The 15,850-nt window shown below is 65.7% G+C and carries 13 protein-coding genes; 1 reads left to right on the top strand and 12 read right to left on the bottom strand.

From position 1 onward, the window contains the following. The 6 genes from EN781_RS07220 to EN781_RS07245 all read right to left on the bottom strand — a co-directional run. A partial coding sequence (locus EN781_RS07220) for an ABC transporter ATP-binding protein (RefSeq protein WP_145965456.1) occupies positions 1-415 on the bottom strand: 415 nt, incomplete at its 3' end. Then, complete coding sequence (locus tag EN781_RS07225; RefSeq protein WP_127399880.1) at positions 412-1,494, bottom strand: ABC transporter ATP-binding protein; 1,083 nt, start codon at positions 1,492-1,494, stop codon at positions 412-414. The genes EN781_RS07225 and EN781_RS07220, both read right to left, overlap by 4 nt. Positions 1,495-1,499: 5 nt before the next feature. Beyond that, entirely contained in the window at positions 1,500-2,357 is an 858-nt protein-coding gene (locus EN781_RS07230) for a carbohydrate ABC transporter permease (protein WP_126056078.1), read from the bottom strand. Between the two features lie 9 nt (positions 2,358-2,366). Further along, entirely contained in the window at positions 2,367-3,287 is a 921-nt protein-coding gene (locus EN781_RS07235) for a sugar ABC transporter permease (RefSeq protein ID WP_126056079.1), read from the bottom strand. 152 nt (positions 3,288-3,439) lie between these two features. After that, positions 3,440-4,885: an extracellular solute-binding protein gene (locus EN781_RS07240; RefSeq protein ID WP_126056080.1), complete on the bottom strand. Its 1,446-nt coding sequence runs from the start codon at positions 4,883-4,885 to the stop codon at positions 3,440-3,442. A gap of 45 nt (positions 4,886-4,930) precedes the next feature. Then, on the bottom strand, positions 4,931-5,905 hold the full coding sequence (locus tag EN781_RS07245) for a sugar-binding transcriptional regulator (RefSeq protein ID WP_126056081.1): 975 nt from the start codon (positions 5,903-5,905) through the stop codon (positions 4,931-4,933). Between the two features lie 203 nt (positions 5,906-6,108). On the opposite strand from EN781_RS07245, the gene EN781_RS07250 reads away from it, so the two are divergent. Beyond that, complete coding sequence (locus tag EN781_RS07250) at positions 6,109-6,834, top strand: MgtC/SapB family protein (RefSeq protein ID WP_126056082.1); 726 nt, start codon at positions 6,109-6,111, stop codon at positions 6,832-6,834. A 28-nt stretch (positions 6,835-6,862) separates the two neighbouring features. Here EN781_RS07250 and EN781_RS07255 read toward each other — a convergent pair whose 3' ends face one another. The 6 genes from EN781_RS07255 to EN781_RS07280 form a co-directional block, all read right to left on the bottom strand. After that, positions 6,863-8,098, bottom strand: a complete 1,236-nt coding sequence (locus EN781_RS07255) for a VWA domain-containing protein (protein WP_126056083.1) — start codon at positions 8,096-8,098, stop codon at positions 6,863-6,865. Further along, positions 8,091-10,349, bottom strand: a complete 2,259-nt coding sequence (locus EN781_RS07260; protein ID WP_127399881.1) for a DUF5682 family protein — start codon at positions 10,347-10,349, stop codon at positions 8,091-8,093. Before EN781_RS07260 ends, EN781_RS07255 begins: the two co-directional genes overlap by 8 nt. 3 nt (positions 10,350-10,352) lie before the next feature. Continuing rightward, positions 10,353-11,432, bottom strand: a complete 1,080-nt coding sequence (locus tag EN781_RS07265) for an AAA family ATPase (protein WP_127399882.1) — start codon at positions 11,430-11,432, stop codon at positions 10,353-10,355. A gap of 19 nt (positions 11,433-11,451) precedes the next feature. Continuing rightward, a complete protein-coding gene (locus tag EN781_RS07270; RefSeq protein WP_126056086.1) occupies positions 11,452-12,897 on the bottom strand; it encodes a DUF5691 domain-containing protein in 1,446 nt (481 codons plus the stop codon). Beyond that, entirely contained in the window at positions 12,894-14,294 is a 1,401-nt protein-coding gene (locus EN781_RS07275; protein WP_127399883.1) for an SWIM zinc finger family protein, read from the bottom strand. Before EN781_RS07275 ends, EN781_RS07270 begins: the two co-directional genes overlap by 4 nt. Before the next feature lie 143 nt (positions 14,295-14,437). After that, a partial coding sequence (locus tag EN781_RS07280) for a transaminase (protein ID WP_281034362.1) occupies positions 14,438-15,850 on the bottom strand: 1,413 nt, incomplete at its 5' end.

A 15,850-nucleotide genomic window follows, 5' to 3' on the forward strand; every position in this document is an offset into this window, starting at 1 on the left:
AGCTCGGATAGCGCTCGAGGATGTCCTCAATCTCGAGCAGCTTGGCGATGCTGGCGACCTTGGCGTCGACATCGCTCTTCGAAAGCCGCGCCGCCTTCAGCGCGAAGGCCATGTTCTCGCGCACGGTGAGCGGCGGATAGAGGGAGTAGCCCTCGAAGGCCATCGCCACGTTGCGCTTGACCGGCGCCAGTGTGTGCACCTTGCGGCCGGCGACGGCGATCTCGCCACGCGAAACCTCCTCGAAGCCAGCGATCATGCGCAGCGTCGAGGTCTTGCCGCAGCCCGACGAGCCGAGCAGCGCCACGATCTCGCCCTTGGCGATCCCGATCGTCAGGTTCTTCACCGCATGCACGCCGCGGTCGATCGGGCCGTAGAATTTGTCGACGCCGGAAATGGTGAGGGCGCTGGCGCTCATGCCGCTTCTCCGCTGCGCAAATTGACGACCCTATTGGCGCCGATGCGCTCGCCGCTCGCATGATCGAACAGCAGCGCGCTCTTGCTGTCGACGGCGATATGCGCCTTGCCCTCGGTCTGGCCCGGCGTTCCAGCCGGGCGCGAGACCAGGATCTCGCGGCCGCGCACGGTACGCACCAAGGTGACGATCTTTTCGTTGAGCGGCGTCTCGGCCTCGACGGTCACCGGAACGGCGCCGGGCGTGGCCTCGCCGACGAAGCTCAGCGCCTCGGGCCGCAGGCCGATGACGCAGTCGCGCCCGACCGCCGCCTCATAGGCGCCGGCGAGATGGACCTGGACGTTCGACAGGCCGACATAGATGCCCTTGGCGTCGCGGGCCGGCTTGACGTCGAGCAAATTGATGGTCGGATCGCCGAACAGCCTGGCGATCTCGACATTGGCCGGCTCGCGATAGATCTGCTCGGGCGTGCCGAGCTGGCGGATGACGCCTTGCGACATCACCGCGATGCGGTTGCCGAGCGCCATCGCCTCCTTGTAGTCCTGGGTGACGTAGACGACGGTCGCGCCGCGGTCATGCAGGAGCCGCGGCAGTTCAAGCCGCATCTCGAAGCGCAGTTTGGCATCGACGTTGCGCAAGGGATCGTCGAGCAGGAGAATTGGCGGCGAGCCGACCAGGGCGCGGGCTAGCGCAGTGCGCTGCTTCTGGCCGTTGGAGAGCGCGCGTGGCTTGTGGCTCAGCACATGGTCGATCTTGAGCAACTTGGCGACGCTCTCGACGCCGGCCTTGATAGTGCCTTGCGAGGAGTGCCTGGCCTCGAGCGGCGTGGCGATGTTGTCGAAGGCGCTCATATGCGGGAACAGCGCGAAATTCTGGAACGCCATGCCGACGCCGCGGAACTCGGCATCGACATCGGTCATGACCTCGCCGCCGATGAGGATCTTGCCCTCGTCGGGGTCGATGACGCCGGACGGACCGAACAGCACCAGCGTTTCGCCGTCGGCGACGGTCAGCGACAGATTGTCGAGGACCGTCTGGCTCTTGTAGCGCTTTACGACATTTTTCAGTTCGAGGCTGGCCATCGGAGCTACCCTTTCACGGCGCCGAGCGACAGGCCTTCGACGAGATAGCGCTGCGCGTAGAGCGCAAGCGCCAGCGTCGGCGTGATCGACAGCACGATCGCGGCCGAGATCTGGCCGTATTGAATGCCGGACGAGGTGATGAAGGCCAGTGCGCCGACCGTCACCGGCTGCTTGTCGGCGGAGGCGAGCACCAGCGCAAAGACGAAATTGTTCCAGGCGAAGATGAAGGCGAGCAGGCCGGCGGCGGCGATGCCCGGCCCGGCCAGCGGCAGCGCGATCTTGCGGAAGGTGGCGAACCAGGAATGGCCTCCGATCCGATAGGCGTATTCGATGTCGGCCGGGATGTCCTCGAAATAGCCGCGCACGATCCACAGGATGAGCGGCAGGCAGATCAGCTGGTAGACCCAGATCAGCCCGATATAGGTGTTAGCCAGTCCAAGCTTCTGGAAATAGAGGGTGAGCGGCAACAGCACCAGCAGCGCCGGCGCGAAGCGGAACGACAGCAGCGTGAAGGCGATGTCCTCCGAGCCGCGGAATTTGTGGCGGGCGAAAGCATAGGCCGCGGGCACGCCAAGCAGCAGCGAGACGGCAACCGAGGTGACCGACAGGAACACCGAATTCCAAAGGTTGCGCATGAAGGCGATGTCGAGCGTGCCGGCCGCCGTCACCAGCTTGCCGGTGATCAGCGCCGTGTAGTTGGCGAGCGTCGGCTCGAAGATCAGCTGCGGCGGGATGCGCAGGATCGTCTCGTTGGTCTGGAACGACATCATGAAGATCCAGGCGATCGGGAACATGAAGAAGATGACCACCAGCGTGAGCGCCACGCCGCGCAGGATGCGTTCGAGAAGCGAGGTGTGTTCCATCCCTGCCTCCTATGCCTGGCCGCGGGCGCGTTCGCGCAGCCGGAGCCAGTTCTTGATGAAGATGTTGGAGAGGAAATAGGTGATCGCCCACAGGATGATCATCAGCGCCGCCGAGCGTCCGACATTGGTCGACTGGAAGAAGTTGAGATAGGCCTCGACCTGGAAAACGGTCAGCGTGTCGCCGGGCCCTCCCTGGGTCATCGCGTAGATGATGTCGAACTGCTGGATTGAATCGAGCAGGCGGAACAGCGTCGCGGTCAGGATATAGGGCGTCAGCATCGGCAGGGTGATGCGGAAGAACACGAAGCTCCTCGGCACGCCGTCGAGCGCGGCCGCCTCGAAGGGTTGCGTCGGCAGGCTGCGCAGGCCGGCAAGCAGCAGGATCATGATGAAGGGCGTGTAGACCCAAATGTCGACCAGCACGACGGTGAGCAGCGCTGTCGACGGCGAGGAGGCCCAGCGGAAGTCCTGCAGGCCGATGAGGCTGGCAAGGTAGCTAAGCACGCCGAAGCCGGGATTGGTCATCAGCTTCCACATCAGGGCAGCCAGCGCCGGCGCCGTCATCAGCGGCATCAACAGCATGATCGAGATGAAGTTGTTCAGCGTCGAGCGCTTCTGCAACAGCATGGCGATGCCGAGGCCGAGCAGCAGTTCGAGCACCACGGTGATGCCGGCATAGAGCAGCGACACCTCGAGCGTGTTCCAGAACTTCGGGTCGGTGAAGAACGAAATGTAGTTGTCGCCCCAGTTGAATTGCCTGGCCCATGGCTGACTCAGCCGGTAGCGCTGGAAGGAATAGACCACCGAGGTCAGGAACGGGATCAGGATGCCGATGCAGACCAGGAGCGCCGGCAGGCTGAGGAGATAGGGCAGAACCCGCTTGCTGATCCTGAAGCCGGAGGGTCTGTGGACTGTCGTCGCCGCGGTCATCGCGCTCTTCCGTTATCCCGGTTGCTCCGCCCTGCCGGCCGCCCAAGGGAGCAAGGCGGCCGGTCGGGCGTTGGCGAAGCATACCGCTTCGCCTCGCGAGTGTCGTTGAGGGTCGCGGCTGGCCCGCGTTGCGCGCCAGCCGCTGCCCGATATCAGCCGAGGCCGGCCTCCTTGAGCTGGCCGTTGATGCTCTCGGCCAGCTTGTCGAGGCCCTCGTCGATCGGCACTTCCTTGGCCACCATCTTCTGCAGCGTCGCGGCCCATTCGGTGGTGAGGTCGAAGAACAGCGGCTGCGCCGTGAACTTGATGCTGGCGCCGGGCGCCGAGGCGTCGAACATCTCGACATAGCCCGGATAGCTCTTGTTCAGCTTCTCACGGAACACCTCGTCCTTCCAGACCGACTGCCGGACCGGATTGACGAAGTCCATCTTGGTGGCGCCGAACAGGCAATGGTCGAGCCCGGAAGCCCACTGCAGGAAGTACCAGGTGGCGTCCTTGTCCTTGGAGAAGTTGGACATCGACAGCGACCAGATCCAGATGTTGGGCGTCGGCGCCTTGGCGGCCGGATTGGCCTTGAAGCCGGCGAAGGCGAGCTGGCCGGCCATCTTGTTGGTGCCGCCATTCATGAAGTAGCCGAGGATGTCGGCGTCGAAGATCATCGCCGAGGCGCCGGCGCCGAGATCGGTACCGACCTGGTACCAGGTGTAGGTCGACCAGTCCTTCGGGCCGCTCTCCTGGATCATCTGCACCCATTGCTTGTGGAAGGCCTTGGATTCGGCGGTGTTCATGGCAGCAGACAACTTGCCGTCGGCCGACACGTTGAGGTCCTTCTGGTCGAAATTGGCATAGGCCGACAGGAAGCCCGGATGGATCGTCGCCCAGGAGCGCGAACCGCGCACGCCGATGCCATAGACGCCGCCACCGACATCCTTGGTGAGCTTGGCGGCCGCTGCCACCATCTCGTCCATGCTGCCGGGAACCTTGACGCCGGCCTTGTCGAACATCGCCTTGTTGTAGGTGATGTTGTTCTGCTCGAAGCCCCACGGAATGCACCATTGCTTGGCGTCTTCCGAACCCAGCGCGCCGCCGGGCTTGCCGTTCCAGGCGCAGGAGTTCTTGACGCCGGGCAGGAAGTCGTCCCAGGCATATTTCGGATTGGTCTTGGCCGGGTCCTTGATCCACTCGTTGAGGTCGGTGATCCAGCCGGCCGGGCCATAGGTCCAGGTCATGTAGGCGCCGGTCATGAAGGCGTCGTATTCGGAGGAGCTCGCCGAGAGCGCCGCGGTGACCTTGTCGAAATAGACGTCTTCCGGGAACACGTCATAGACGACGTTCATGCCGGTCAGCTGCTTGAAATTGTCGAGGTCGGCGATCATCGCATCGGCATAGGGATGCTTGTTGAGCAAGAGCTTGATGGTCTTGCCCTTGTGCGCCTGCCAGTCGAAATCGGCGGCGAGCGCGCGGGTCTGGCCCAGATTGAGCAAGACACCGGCGGTGCTTGCGGCAAGGCCCATGGCGCCCAGTCCCCTGATCAGTCCACGGCGGTCGACTTGTCCACGCAGGAACGCGTCGATCAGGTCTTTTTCTTTCTCATGCATGTCCTCTTCTCCTCCACAGGGTAGTTTCAACCAAAGCGGTGCCGGCTACCCGACCGGCGTCTGTTCCACGAGCGATCGCGCCGTCCGCTCGTCGGTTATCAGGCCCTTGAGGTAGCGGCCCTCCAGCACTGACTTGATGGCTCGAACCTTCACCTTGCCGCCGGCGACGGCGACGATCCTGCGGTTGGCGATGTCCTCGCGGGCGAGCGCCAGGGCGCGGCTGGAAACCGTGGTCGCCACTGGCTTGCCGGCCTCGTCGAAGAAATGGCCAAGCAGTTCGCCGACGGCGCCGTTGCGGCGGGTCTCCTCCATCTCGCCCTTGTCGATCATGCCGGTGGCGACCAGCGAGGCCTCCTGCTCTGCGGTGCCGATGCCGGCCAGCAGCAGGTCGGCGGACCTGGCGAGATCGAAGACCTCGCTGACGCCCTTCTGGCCGAGCAGCACGGCGCGGTCCTCGACCGTGTTGGCGAACATCGGCACCGGCATGACATAGGCCTCGGCGCCGGTGCGCTCGGCGAGGCGATGGATCACGTCATGCGGGTTGGCCGAGAATTTGCGCGTCAGGCCGCCGAGCAGCGAGACGAAGCGGATCCCGTCGGCCGAGATGCGCGGCAGGTATTCGACGCAGGCCGCGAGCGTGCGGCCATGGCCGACGCCAATCAGGGTGCCCTCGCCGCGCTCGATCTCGCGCTTGAGGAACTGAGCGCCGGCAATGCCCAGCGCCTTGAGCGGCAGGTCTTCCGGATCGAAGTCCGGCACCACCTCGCAATAGTCGAGACCGTAGCGGCCGGACAGTTCGTCCTCCAGCGCCACGCATTCGGAGATCTCGCCGTCGATATAGACCTTAACCAGCCCTTCCTGGTTGGCCTTGGTGATGAGGCGATGCGCCTTGAGGCTGGTCAGGCCGAGCCGCTTGGCGACCTCGGCCTGGGTCAGGCCGCCGGCATAGTGAAGCCAAGCGGCGCGAGCGGCCATGCTGGTCTCATCGTCGCGCAGGAGGCCGTTGCCGAACCCAACCATTTCCGCCCTTTTGATATTTTTATCAGTTGCTGCAAAATTTTTCACAAGGCTACACCGGAGTCAAGCGGCGCCTGTCTCAAAATCGTGCAAGGGGCGCGATAGACGGCGCCAGTGCTCCGGGCCGCCAAGGAACCTTCAGCCCTTCAACGGGGTTGAAGTCGTTGGGAACAAGGAGTGGCGCGGCGCGCGCGCCTCTTTGAACGATGTTCGAGCCGCTTTGCTGCGATATGCCGCTTCACCCGACCTGGCCCGACCTCGCCGCGCGGCTCGTCTTCACACTCTTGGCGGGCTTCCTGATCGGTCTGAACAGGGAGGCACGCGGCCATACCGCCGGGCTGCGAACGACAATACTGGTCGGCCTTGCCGCGGCCATCGCCATGATCCAGGCCAATATGTTGCTCGACGTGGCCGGCAAGGGCACGGACTCTTTCGTCCGCATGGACGTGCTGCGTTTTCCGTTGGGTGTGCTGACCGGCGTCGGGTTCATCGGCGGCGGCGCCATCCTGCGGCGCGGCGATCTCGTGACCGGCGTCACCACCGCCGCCACGATGTGGATCATGACCATGATCGGCCTCGCCTTCGGCGGCGGCCAGTTCGGCCTTGGCGCGATCGCGACGGTGATGACGCTGGTGACGCTGCAGGCGCTGAAATGGGTCGACCTCAGGATCCCGCGCGACCACCATGCGATCCTGGCGGTCTCATGGCCGAATGGCTCTCCGCCGGTTCTCAGGGACATGGTCGGTCCGCTCGGCTATGACGCGCGCTTTATCGGCATGGAGCATGACGCCGACCGCGACCGGTTCGTCCATTCCTTCAATCTCGCATGGAAGCAACCGGATGCCGTCGAGCCTTCGGTGGAAATCCTGGCCGTGGTCGGCCGGCACTGCGAGGTCGAGCGCTTCGAGCTGATCAGCGAGAAGGCGGCCTGATCCTCGCTGAACGGCCGCAGCGGCAGGCTTACTCGCCTGCCTTGAGTGGTTCGGTGTCGGCTCGGATCAGCTTGATGTCCGCCCCTGCCGCCCAGGCGCCGATGTCTTCCCGACGCAGCGCTGCCGCCATCATATCTGGGAAATGATCGGGCGTGCAGGCGAAAACCGGAACCCCGAGCGCGGCGACCGATCCAGCCATCGCGGGATCATAGCCGGGACGACCCTGATCGGTGAGCGCCAGCAGCACGACGACATTGACGCCCGACCGGACCAGCGCTGCCAGCCGCTTGAGAAGCTCCTGGCCGTTGCCGCCCTCGTAGAGGTCGGTGATCAAAATGAAATGCGCCTTGGTCGGCCGCTCGATCCGCTCGGCGCAATAGGCGACCGCCTGGTTGATGTCGGTGCCGCCGCCAAGCTGGACGCCGAACAGCACCTCGACCGGATCGCTGAGCTCCTCCGTCAGGTCGACGATCGCCGTGTCGAAGCAGACCAGCTTGGTGCGCACCACCGGCAGCGAGGCCATCACCGCAGCGAAGATAGAGGCGTAGATGACCGAGCTTGCCATCGAGCCGGACTGGTCAACGCACAGCGTCACCTCGTCGAGGTCGACCAGCCGGCGCTGACGCCGCATGAAGCCGACCAGCCTTTCCGGCACGACCGTCTTGTGGTCGGGCTGATAGTGGCGAAGGTTCGCCGCGATGGTGCGCGGCCAGTCGATGTCGCGCTGCCGTGGCCGGTTGGTGCGCCGCGACCGGTCGAGCGCGCCGCGGATCGCCTCGGCGGTCTTTTGCTCGAGGCGCTGCATCAGCTTGGCGACGATGTCGGAGATGATCGAACGGGCGATATCCTTGGTCTTGTCCGGCATCGCCGAACGCAGCGAGACCAAATCCGCGACGAGATTGACGTCCGCCTCGATCGCCTTGAGGAACTCCGGCTCCATCAGCATCTGCTTCAGGTTCAGTCGCTCGAAGGCGTCCTTCTGCACGACCTGGACGACCTGCTCGGGAAAGAACGAGCGGATATCACCCATCCATTGCGCGACGCGCGGCGCCGAGCGGCCGAGCCCGCCGCGCCGTTTGCGCGGATCGCCGGCCGTGTCGCCGCTGTTGTCGCCATAAAGCGCGTCGAGCGCCGCCGAAAGCCGCCGATCCTCGGCGGAGAGTGCCGACGAGGACGCATCGTCGGCGCCGATCGCCAGCCGCCAGCGGCGTTCCCGCGTTCCTCCCGTCGGCTCGAGGTCCGGCCCGATCGCATCGTCATCCATGGCTGGGCTCCCCTGAAAGCAGCTTGCCGAGGAGACCAAAGTGCCGGCGCCAGGCTTCGCCGCCGTCGGGCGTCGGCGTCAGCCCGGCGGGCAGGCTCGCTCCTTTGCCGAGCACCGCTTCGATCAAACGCCGGCGCTCCATGCTGTCGAGGTTGGAGAAGACGCGGCGCAGCAAGGGCAGATGCGCAACGAAGGCCTCTTCGTCGAGTGAGGCAAGCCATGCATCGACGGCGCCGCGCAGACCCTCGTCATAGATCAGTCGCTGACCGGCGCCGCTGAAGAAGCCCTCGAAGAAAGCGGCAGCGTCGATGACCGGCGTCCCGGGTGACAGGCGCTTTGCCAAAAGGTCGGCCGCGCCCTCTGCGGAGAGCCGTCCGGCCTCGTAGAGCAGATGGGCCGCGCAACCGGCAACGAGCGCTGTCGATCGCGACGAATCGAGCACGGCCGCGAGGCCGCCGCGCCAGGCATCCACGACATCCTCGCCCGGCTCCACCAGCCTGATCGCCTCGTCGGCCTTGCGCATCGCGCCGATCAACGCCGCGGCGGCCTGAACGTCGAGATCGCGCGCGGCGTAGGGCAGCGCGATCGAGCCCTCGACGATTAGCCGCTCCAGTAGGCCCGCAAGGCGCTCCGTCTCGGTCTTGCGCGCTTCGCCGTAGCGGATGATGTCGGCCAGCGGCGGCACCGAAGCCAGAAGTTCCAGGCATTCGCTGCTGTGTGCCGCTTTTTCCTCCAGCGCGACGAGGCCAGCAGCGGAAGCTTCACTGAGAGCCGCCGTGATGGCGCCCTGGACCAGCGCGGCCAGGGTGTCGAGTGTCGCGGCGGCGGCGATCATCTGAACCAGGCGGCCGTTGGCGGCCTTCTCGATGGTCGGGCCGTAGACCAGGTTCTCGACCAGTTGAACGGCATACTCCGGCTGCCAGGCCAGCATCCAGCGCTCGCGAAAGGTGCCGCGGCTGCGCCCGGTGTCGGTCAGCTTGCCCCAGTTCACGCCAAGCACGTTCAGCCGGTGCAGCAGCGTCGACCGAAACAGCCCGCTCTCGCTGCGCAGGTCGATGGAGAGCTCCCGTTCCAAGGCCTCGGGCTTCAGCCGCGCCGTCTTCTGGTTGCGCTGCAGGTCATCGATCAGCGGCGCCAGCGGCGTGTCCGGCGGTATCTCGCCGACATCGGCGCCTAGCAGCAATTCGGCCTCGACCATCTTCCACAGCAGGGCCTCGCCGTTGAACAGCCCTGCGATCGAAGCGTCGCGCAGTTCCTCGAAACCCGGCTTCGGCCGTTCGCGGATGGCCGCAAGCGCGCGCGCCAGACGTTCCGCCTCGATCAGCGACGCGGTCGAGATCATGTGGCCTTTCGCCCTGAGGACCGAAGCGATCCGCGCCAGCCACAGGATGGAAGAGTCGCCCTGCGCACGCGTCTGCCACAGATGCTTGCACCAGCCGGGCGCAACGACGCCGGCGCCGTAGCCATAGCCGAGCGCCAGGCGCGGCCCCGTCCACGGCGCGAAGGTCATCATGGTCTTGCGGCGGGCCATTCCCTTGAGCAGGGCCTGGTCGCTCTTTTGCGTATGCGCCGCCTGCAAGGCCGGCACGTGCCAGGCGCCGCAGACGACCGCTAGCGGCCCATCGAACTCCTTGCGCGCGGCTGCGATTTCCAGCCGCATGTGCGCCTCGCGCATCGCCTCGAATTTGCCGATCACACCCTCGCCGTCGCGCAGCGTCGTCATCGCGTCGGCAATGGCCGCGAAGATCGGCCCCGGCGCGGGATTCTGCTCGATGATATCGGACCACCAGCTTTCGCCATCCTCGTAGCCGGCGGCGCGCGCCAGGGTGCCGATCGGATCCTGGATGCGCGTCGCTTCCTCGCCTTGCTCTTCGACAGGTTCCGCTTCGGCGGTATCGGTGTCGGTCGGACTTTCGGGCGCCTTCTCGGCCAGCCGCGCCGCGGACGGCAGATCGATGAAGCGCAGCGCCGCCTTGTTGGCGACCGCCCACAACGCCGCCTGATATTCCGGCGAGAATTCGGCGAACGGCCAGAAGCTGGTCGCGGCCGGATCGTCCTCGGGATAGCAGAGCAGCGCCACCGGCGGCTTCATGTCGGGGCTGGCGAGCAGCGGCAACAGCGGCGACGCATCGACCGGCCCTTCGATCAACACGGCGACAGGCTGCAATTCCTGCAATGCCTTGACCAGGCTCTCGGCGGAGCCCGGTCCGTGGTGGCGGATGCCGAAATAACTGATGCCGCCCTGAGTCATGGCTCAGATGGCCGCGTTGAGCGCCGCGTAGTAGCCGGCATAGTCCGACCGCTTCTTCAGCACCGTCTCCAGATACTCCTCCAGCACGACCTTGTCCTGAACCGGATCCTTGACGATCGCGCCGACAAGGCTCGGCGCCAAACCTTCGGCGTGAAACTTGCCGTCGTCGAACCATGCCGCCTGGCTGAGGCCACTGATCACGGTTGCGATCGCCTCGGCGGTGGAGAGCGAGCCAGATGGCGTCTTCAGCGTCACCTTGCCGTCGGCCGTCGCGCCGGAGCGCAACTCGCGGAAAATGGTGAGCACGCGGGCGATCTCCTCGCCGACATTCTTCGGCACTGGCAGGTCCAATCCGCCGGCCATCTCGCCGACGCGCCTGGAAACGATCGAAACCTCTTCCGCCATGTCCCCGGGCAGAGGCAGCACCACGACGTTGAAGCGGCGCTTCAGAGCCGAGGAGAGTTCGTTGACGCCCTTGTCGCGGTTGTTGGCGGTGGCGATGATGTTGAAGCCGCGCTGGGCGTAGATCGAGGTGTTGAGCTCCGGCACCGGCATCATCTTTTCCGACAGCACGGTGATCAGCGTGTCCTGCACGTCGGAGCCCATGCGCGTCAGCTCTTCCAGGCGGCAGAGCTTGCCTTCCTGCATGGCGCGGTACAGCGGCGTCGGCACAAGCGCCTCCTGGCTCGGGCCCTTCGCCAGCAACTGGGCATAGTTCCAGCCGTAGCGGATCTGGTTCTCGTCGGTTCCGGCGGTGCACTGCACGATCAGCGTGGAATTGCCCATGATAACGCCGGCGAGATGTTCCGAAACCCAGGATTTCGCCGTTCCCGGCACGCCGAGCAAAAGCAGAGCGCGATCGGTCGCGAGCGTGGCCACCGCCGTTTCCATCAATTGCCGGCGGCCGACATATTTCGGCGAAATCACCGTGCCGTCGTCCGCCTTGCCGCCCATCAGATAGGTAAGCACGGCCTTCGGCGACAGGCTCCAGCCGGCGGGCTTCTGGCGGTCGTCGCCGCGCGCGAGCGCCTGCAGTTCGGCGGCATAGACCTGCTCGGCCGGAAGGCGGATGGCTGCGTTCATGCGATCATCTCCGGGTTGATCATCTGTTGGATTGGGAAGGCTTTTCGGCCAGCGCCGCGTTGATCCGCAGCAGGCCGAGCGATGGGGATGCGGGCGGCAGGCCGGCGGCGACGACCTCGCCGATCAATTTCTCCGCCGTCGCCGCCGTGGCGAGAAAGCCTATGGCCTCGAGATACTGCTCAGCGCTTCGTTTCATGACGTCGTTGTCGCCCGAGACGGCGGAGCGCAGCGCCGAAAGCGTCTTGCCTTTTGCGAGGTCGCCCCATTCCAGCCAGCCTGCTTCGGCGCCTTCGACCTGATTTAGCGCGTGCAGATTCTGCGCGTCATTCAGGATCTGACTGATCAGGAGACGCTTCCTGCCGCCGTCCAAACGCAACATGAGTTGGAGGACGAGAAGCGCCAGCTTGCCGCCTTCGGCGACAAGCATATCCGCCAAACAGGCCACCGCCGCATCGCTGCCGGACACCGAGACCATTAGAACGAGAAAACGATCGGCATTGTCATCGACGCCGAATTGCCATGCGCCGATGAATTCAGGCTCTGTCTTGCCGAAGCGAGCGACAAGATCGCCGAGGTAGCAGGATGCGAACAAGTCGGCGCGACGGGCTTGTTGCGCAGGCGACTTGAGTTTTGTCGGTGCGTAGGTGGTGCGGCGGCGAATGAAGCCGGATTTACCTTCCTCGATGAAAGCGGCAAGCTCGGCTGTCGGATCTTCCGACCCGCCATCAGCCGGATTGCCATGCTCTCCCAACCTTGCCAGGAGCCGGCCGGCCATTTCGCGCACCTTGCCCGAGCGATCGGCGGACAGGCTCTTCAGGAACGGCACGTCGTCGGCACCCAGGCCGAAGCGCATGAGTTCGACGAGCGCTAGCCTGACCTCCGCCGGCTCGCTGGCCCCTTTGGTCTCGATAAGCGTTCGCGCCAAGGCAGGTGTGGTGCGCCGCAAATCGATCAGTGCGGTACGGCGCGCCGCGGGATAGAAATCATCCCAGGTCTCCGCAGTCAGTTGCTCGCGCCGGGACTGTTTCTCACCGTCCGCGCCTGCCTGCCAGTCGACCCAAGGGGCATAGACCTCGGGACTTTCCTGATCCGACGCAGCGGCCATCCAATCCATCGGATGCAGCACGAAGCCGCGGCTGGCGACGAGCGCGGCCACGCGGGTCTTGAGCCTCACTTCGGCTGCATATTTCAATGCAGCACGCAGCAACGGCCGCAGCCGTTCCGGGAGCGTCGGCATGGCCAGCACCGGCAGCGGCGGACGGCGTTTCAAGGTTTTCGCCGCCGCCGGCCGAAGCGCGACATCGAGCGCCTGCGCGGCAATGGCCAGCAGCCGCCTCTGCTGCTCGTCCGGGCTGGCCGCAGCCGCCACTTCCTTCCATTCGGCAGGGGCAAGTTCGAAAGCGGCGCCGCCGGAAATCCAGCCGTCGCGCAACCTTGCCAGCCCTGCCTGCTCGAGTTCGTTCACGACAGATCGAGCCTCCCCATATTGCTCTGCGACGCAAGAAGCTCGAGCCTGGCGCCGTTCCAGAGCGCCGCCGTGGCTGCAAGCTCGAGGCCGAGCAACGTCTGGTTGACCGATCCCGCGACAGGCAGGGCAATGCCGTGCGGATCGCCCGCAGCCTGCCACCAGGCGCCTTCCTTCTCGTCCAGCGCGATCGCGCCGGCAGGCAGGATGACCGGGCAATCCGACAGCCATGGCGCGCCGTCCTGGAAGGCGGCATAGGCGGCAAGCGGATCGCCGGCTGCGTCCGAGCCGAAGGCTGGCCAAGCGCCTGGTGCCGAATCACCGAGCCGTTCCACGACCAGCGCCCGTAGCGGATTGCGCGATGGATAGAATACGAGCTTGGCCTTGAAGCGATCTCCCGGCGCGAAGGCGCCGGACCGGCGCCCGGCCGAAGCCGGGAAGAAATCGAGCAGAACGGCAAATCGCGGCGCCGGGCTCTTCAGATCGAGCAGCCATGTCGCATGGCTGACAAGCCCGTCGCGGCGGGTTTCTATCTTCTCGCCGAGCACCTCCCAATCGCTCTCGACCTGAACGGCGTCGGGGTTGGCGAGGACCTGCTCGCGCGTCTCAGATGTCGACACAAGTCGTTTCAGCTCGGGATCATCGGGCGTGGCGCGCCAAGCCTTGGCGAGCATCACCAGCTTGCCGAGCTCGCGGATCGCGGCATCCGGCTTCTCCTCGCCGCGCAGCGCCATCAACCGCGCCGGCAACGCGTCGACGCGGCCGGCAAGCGCTGTGGCCTTGAGGTCGACCAGCCGGGCTGCAATGCGGCGGCAGCGCTCGCTGCAGGCATCGACGAACCCGGCAAGGCCGAGCCGGAGCTGGTCGGCTATCCATTGATCGAGCTCGTCCAGCGCTGCCGCCACGGCGCTTCGCGTGTCCTCGGCCCGCTTGCGCTGTGCCGCCTCGCGGCGTTCAGCGGCCACGGCATCTTCGACCGGAGCGCTCTGCTCGGGCCGCGATGCCTCGTCGATGCTTTTGCCTTCCGAGTTTGCCGCCGCCTGCGTCGCTGGCTGCCCGGGCCGGCGGCGCCGGCCGAGCCAGTCGTTGACCCAATCCGGCGTCTGCTCGACGCGATCGAAGCTGGCCGGCGCGGTGGCGCCGATCCACATCAGCCCCAGTATGTGCTTGCACGGGAATTTCCGCGACGGACAGGTGCATTTGTAGCCATGGTCGCCGGTATCGAATGCTACACGGTAGGGATTCGATCCCGAGCCCTGGCATTCGCCCCAGATGAGCCCCAGTTGCTCATTTGTCTCGAGCCGAGGCCAGTTCGACCGCTTGGTCAGCTTCGAGGCGGCGCTGAGCGAGGCCTGGTCAGGGGCAAGCGCTTCAATGGTTTTCAGGTCCAGTTGCAAGCCGCGCCTCTCATGACCCCGAAGTATGATTCCGCGACGATAGATAGCCGTTTGCGGCGCGCTGGTGTAGCTCCAGCCGCCGCAAAGTTAATTCCTTGTCTAACGTTCGGTTTCCTGATCAGGCCGGGCCGGTAATGTCGGCTTCAGACGACCCCCGCGCCGCGGACGAGATCGACGAAGCGGGCAAAGACTTCCGTGTGGCGGTCGACGTCGGCCGGCGACGTCGCCGGACACATCAGGAACATGGTGTGGAACGGCGTCACCAATATGCCCTCGTTCATGTAGAAGGCATGCAGCAGCGTCTCGAGGTCGCCGCGCCGGACGGCAATGACATCGGCGCCGTTGCGCGGCGGCGCGGGCATGAACATGATCTCGGCGCGGGCGCCGACCTGCGTCACATGCCAGGGCAATCTGCTGGCGCTGATGATGCCGCGCGCGGCTTCGGCCAGGCGCGAGGCATTGGCGATCATGACCTCGAAATTGGCGGGGGTCAGCACCTCCTCCAGCACCGCGCGCATGGTGGCGACGGTCAGCGCATTGCCGGCGAGCGTGCCGCCGATGCCGAGATGCGCCGACTGGCGCACGCGCGGATTGACCATCGGCACGATCGCCCACAATCGCTCGGCGATCTCCCGCGAGACGCCGAAGACGCCGGCCGGGATGCCGCCGGCAATCGCCTTGCCGGTAACCAGCATGTCCGGCTCCAGACCATGCTGCGCGGTGCAGCCGCCCGGCCCGCTGGAGATGGTGTGGGTCTCGTCGATGATCAGCACCGTGCCGGTGCGGCGGGGGATCTCGCGAAGCGTGGCGTGAAAACCGTCGGCGACCGGGATCATGCCGAAATTGGTCATCAGCGGCTCGGTCAGCACGCAGGCGACGTCGCCGGCCGAGAGCGCCTCCTCGAGCGCCGCGATGTCGTTGAACTCAACCACCCTGGAGACGGCGGAATGGTCGACGCCATTGGGATGGATCATGTTGCGCATGCCGACGCGGCCGTCGCGGATCTCGACATGCGCCTCCTCGACGCCGCCGTGATAGCAGCCGGAGAAGACCAGCACCTTGTCGCGGCCGGTGATTATGCGGGCAATGCGGATGGCGCCGCGATTGGCGTCGGTGGCCGAGGTGGTGAGCGTCCAGTAAGGCAGGCCGAAGCGGCGCGTAAGCTCTGCGCCGACCCAGAGGCTGTCCTCGGTCGGCAGCATCATCGTGGTGCCGTTCCGCAACTGGCGAAGGGCGGCGCGGGTGACCGCCTCCGGCGCATGGCCGCACATGCCGCCGGTGTCGCCAAGGGCGAAGTCGACATAGTCGTGGCCGTCGATGTCGCTTATGTGGGCGCCGCTGGCCGACGCCGCATAGACCGGGAAACCGCCGGCCCAGCGGCGCATCCAGTGCGAGGGACCGCCATAGAGGAAATGCCTCTTGCCCTCTTCCCACGCCGCCGCCGAGCGCGGGTGGGTTTCGAGGAAGCGCTGTTGCTCGCGGTCGAGCAGGTCGCCGGTTGTCTTTGAATGCAAAGCGTTTTTGGCAGCCGTCACGGGGCGAAGCCTCCCTTGTGT

This window comes from Mesorhizobium sp. M4A.F.Ca.ET.090.04.2.1 (assembly GCF_003999085.1).
GTDB lineage: Bacteria > Pseudomonadota > Alphaproteobacteria > Rhizobiales > Rhizobiaceae > Mesorhizobium.

What these genes read in the sequence shown, in the direction of transcription:
- EN781_RS07225 (WP_127399880.1), bottom strand. Translation starts at nt 1,494, where the DNA reads ATGGCCAGCCTCGAACTGAAAAATGTCGTAAAGCGCTACAAGAGCCAG.
- EN781_RS07260 (WP_127399881.1), bottom strand. Translation starts at nt 10,349, where the DNA reads ATGACTCAGGGCGGCATCAGTTATTTCGGCATCCGCCACCACGGACCG.
- EN781_RS07245 (WP_126056081.1), bottom strand. Translation starts at nt 5,905, where the DNA reads ATGGTTGGGTTCGGCAACGGCCTCCTGCGCGACGATGAGACCAGCATG.
- EN781_RS07265 (WP_127399882.1), bottom strand. Translation starts at nt 11,432, where the DNA reads ATGAACGCAGCCATCCGCCTTCCGGCCGAGCAGGTCTATGCCGCCGAA.
- EN781_RS07230 (WP_126056078.1), bottom strand. Translation starts at nt 2,357, where the DNA reads ATGGAACACACCTCGCTTCTCGAACGCATCCTGCGCGGCGTGGCGCTC.
- EN781_RS07255 (WP_126056083.1), bottom strand. Translation starts at nt 8,098, where the DNA reads ATGGATGACGATGCGATCGGGCCGGACCTCGAGCCGACGGGAGGAACG.
- EN781_RS07250 (WP_126056082.1), top strand. Translation starts at nt 6,109, where the DNA reads ATGTTCGAGCCGCTTTGCTGCGATATGCCGCTTCACCCGACCTGGCCC.
- EN781_RS07240 (WP_126056080.1), bottom strand. Translation starts at nt 4,885, where the DNA reads ATGCATGAGAAAGAAAAAGACCTGATCGACGCGTTCCTGCGTGGACAA.
- EN781_RS07235 (WP_126056079.1), bottom strand. Translation starts at nt 3,287, where the DNA reads ATGACCGCGGCGACGACAGTCCACAGACCCTCCGGCTTCAGGATCAGC.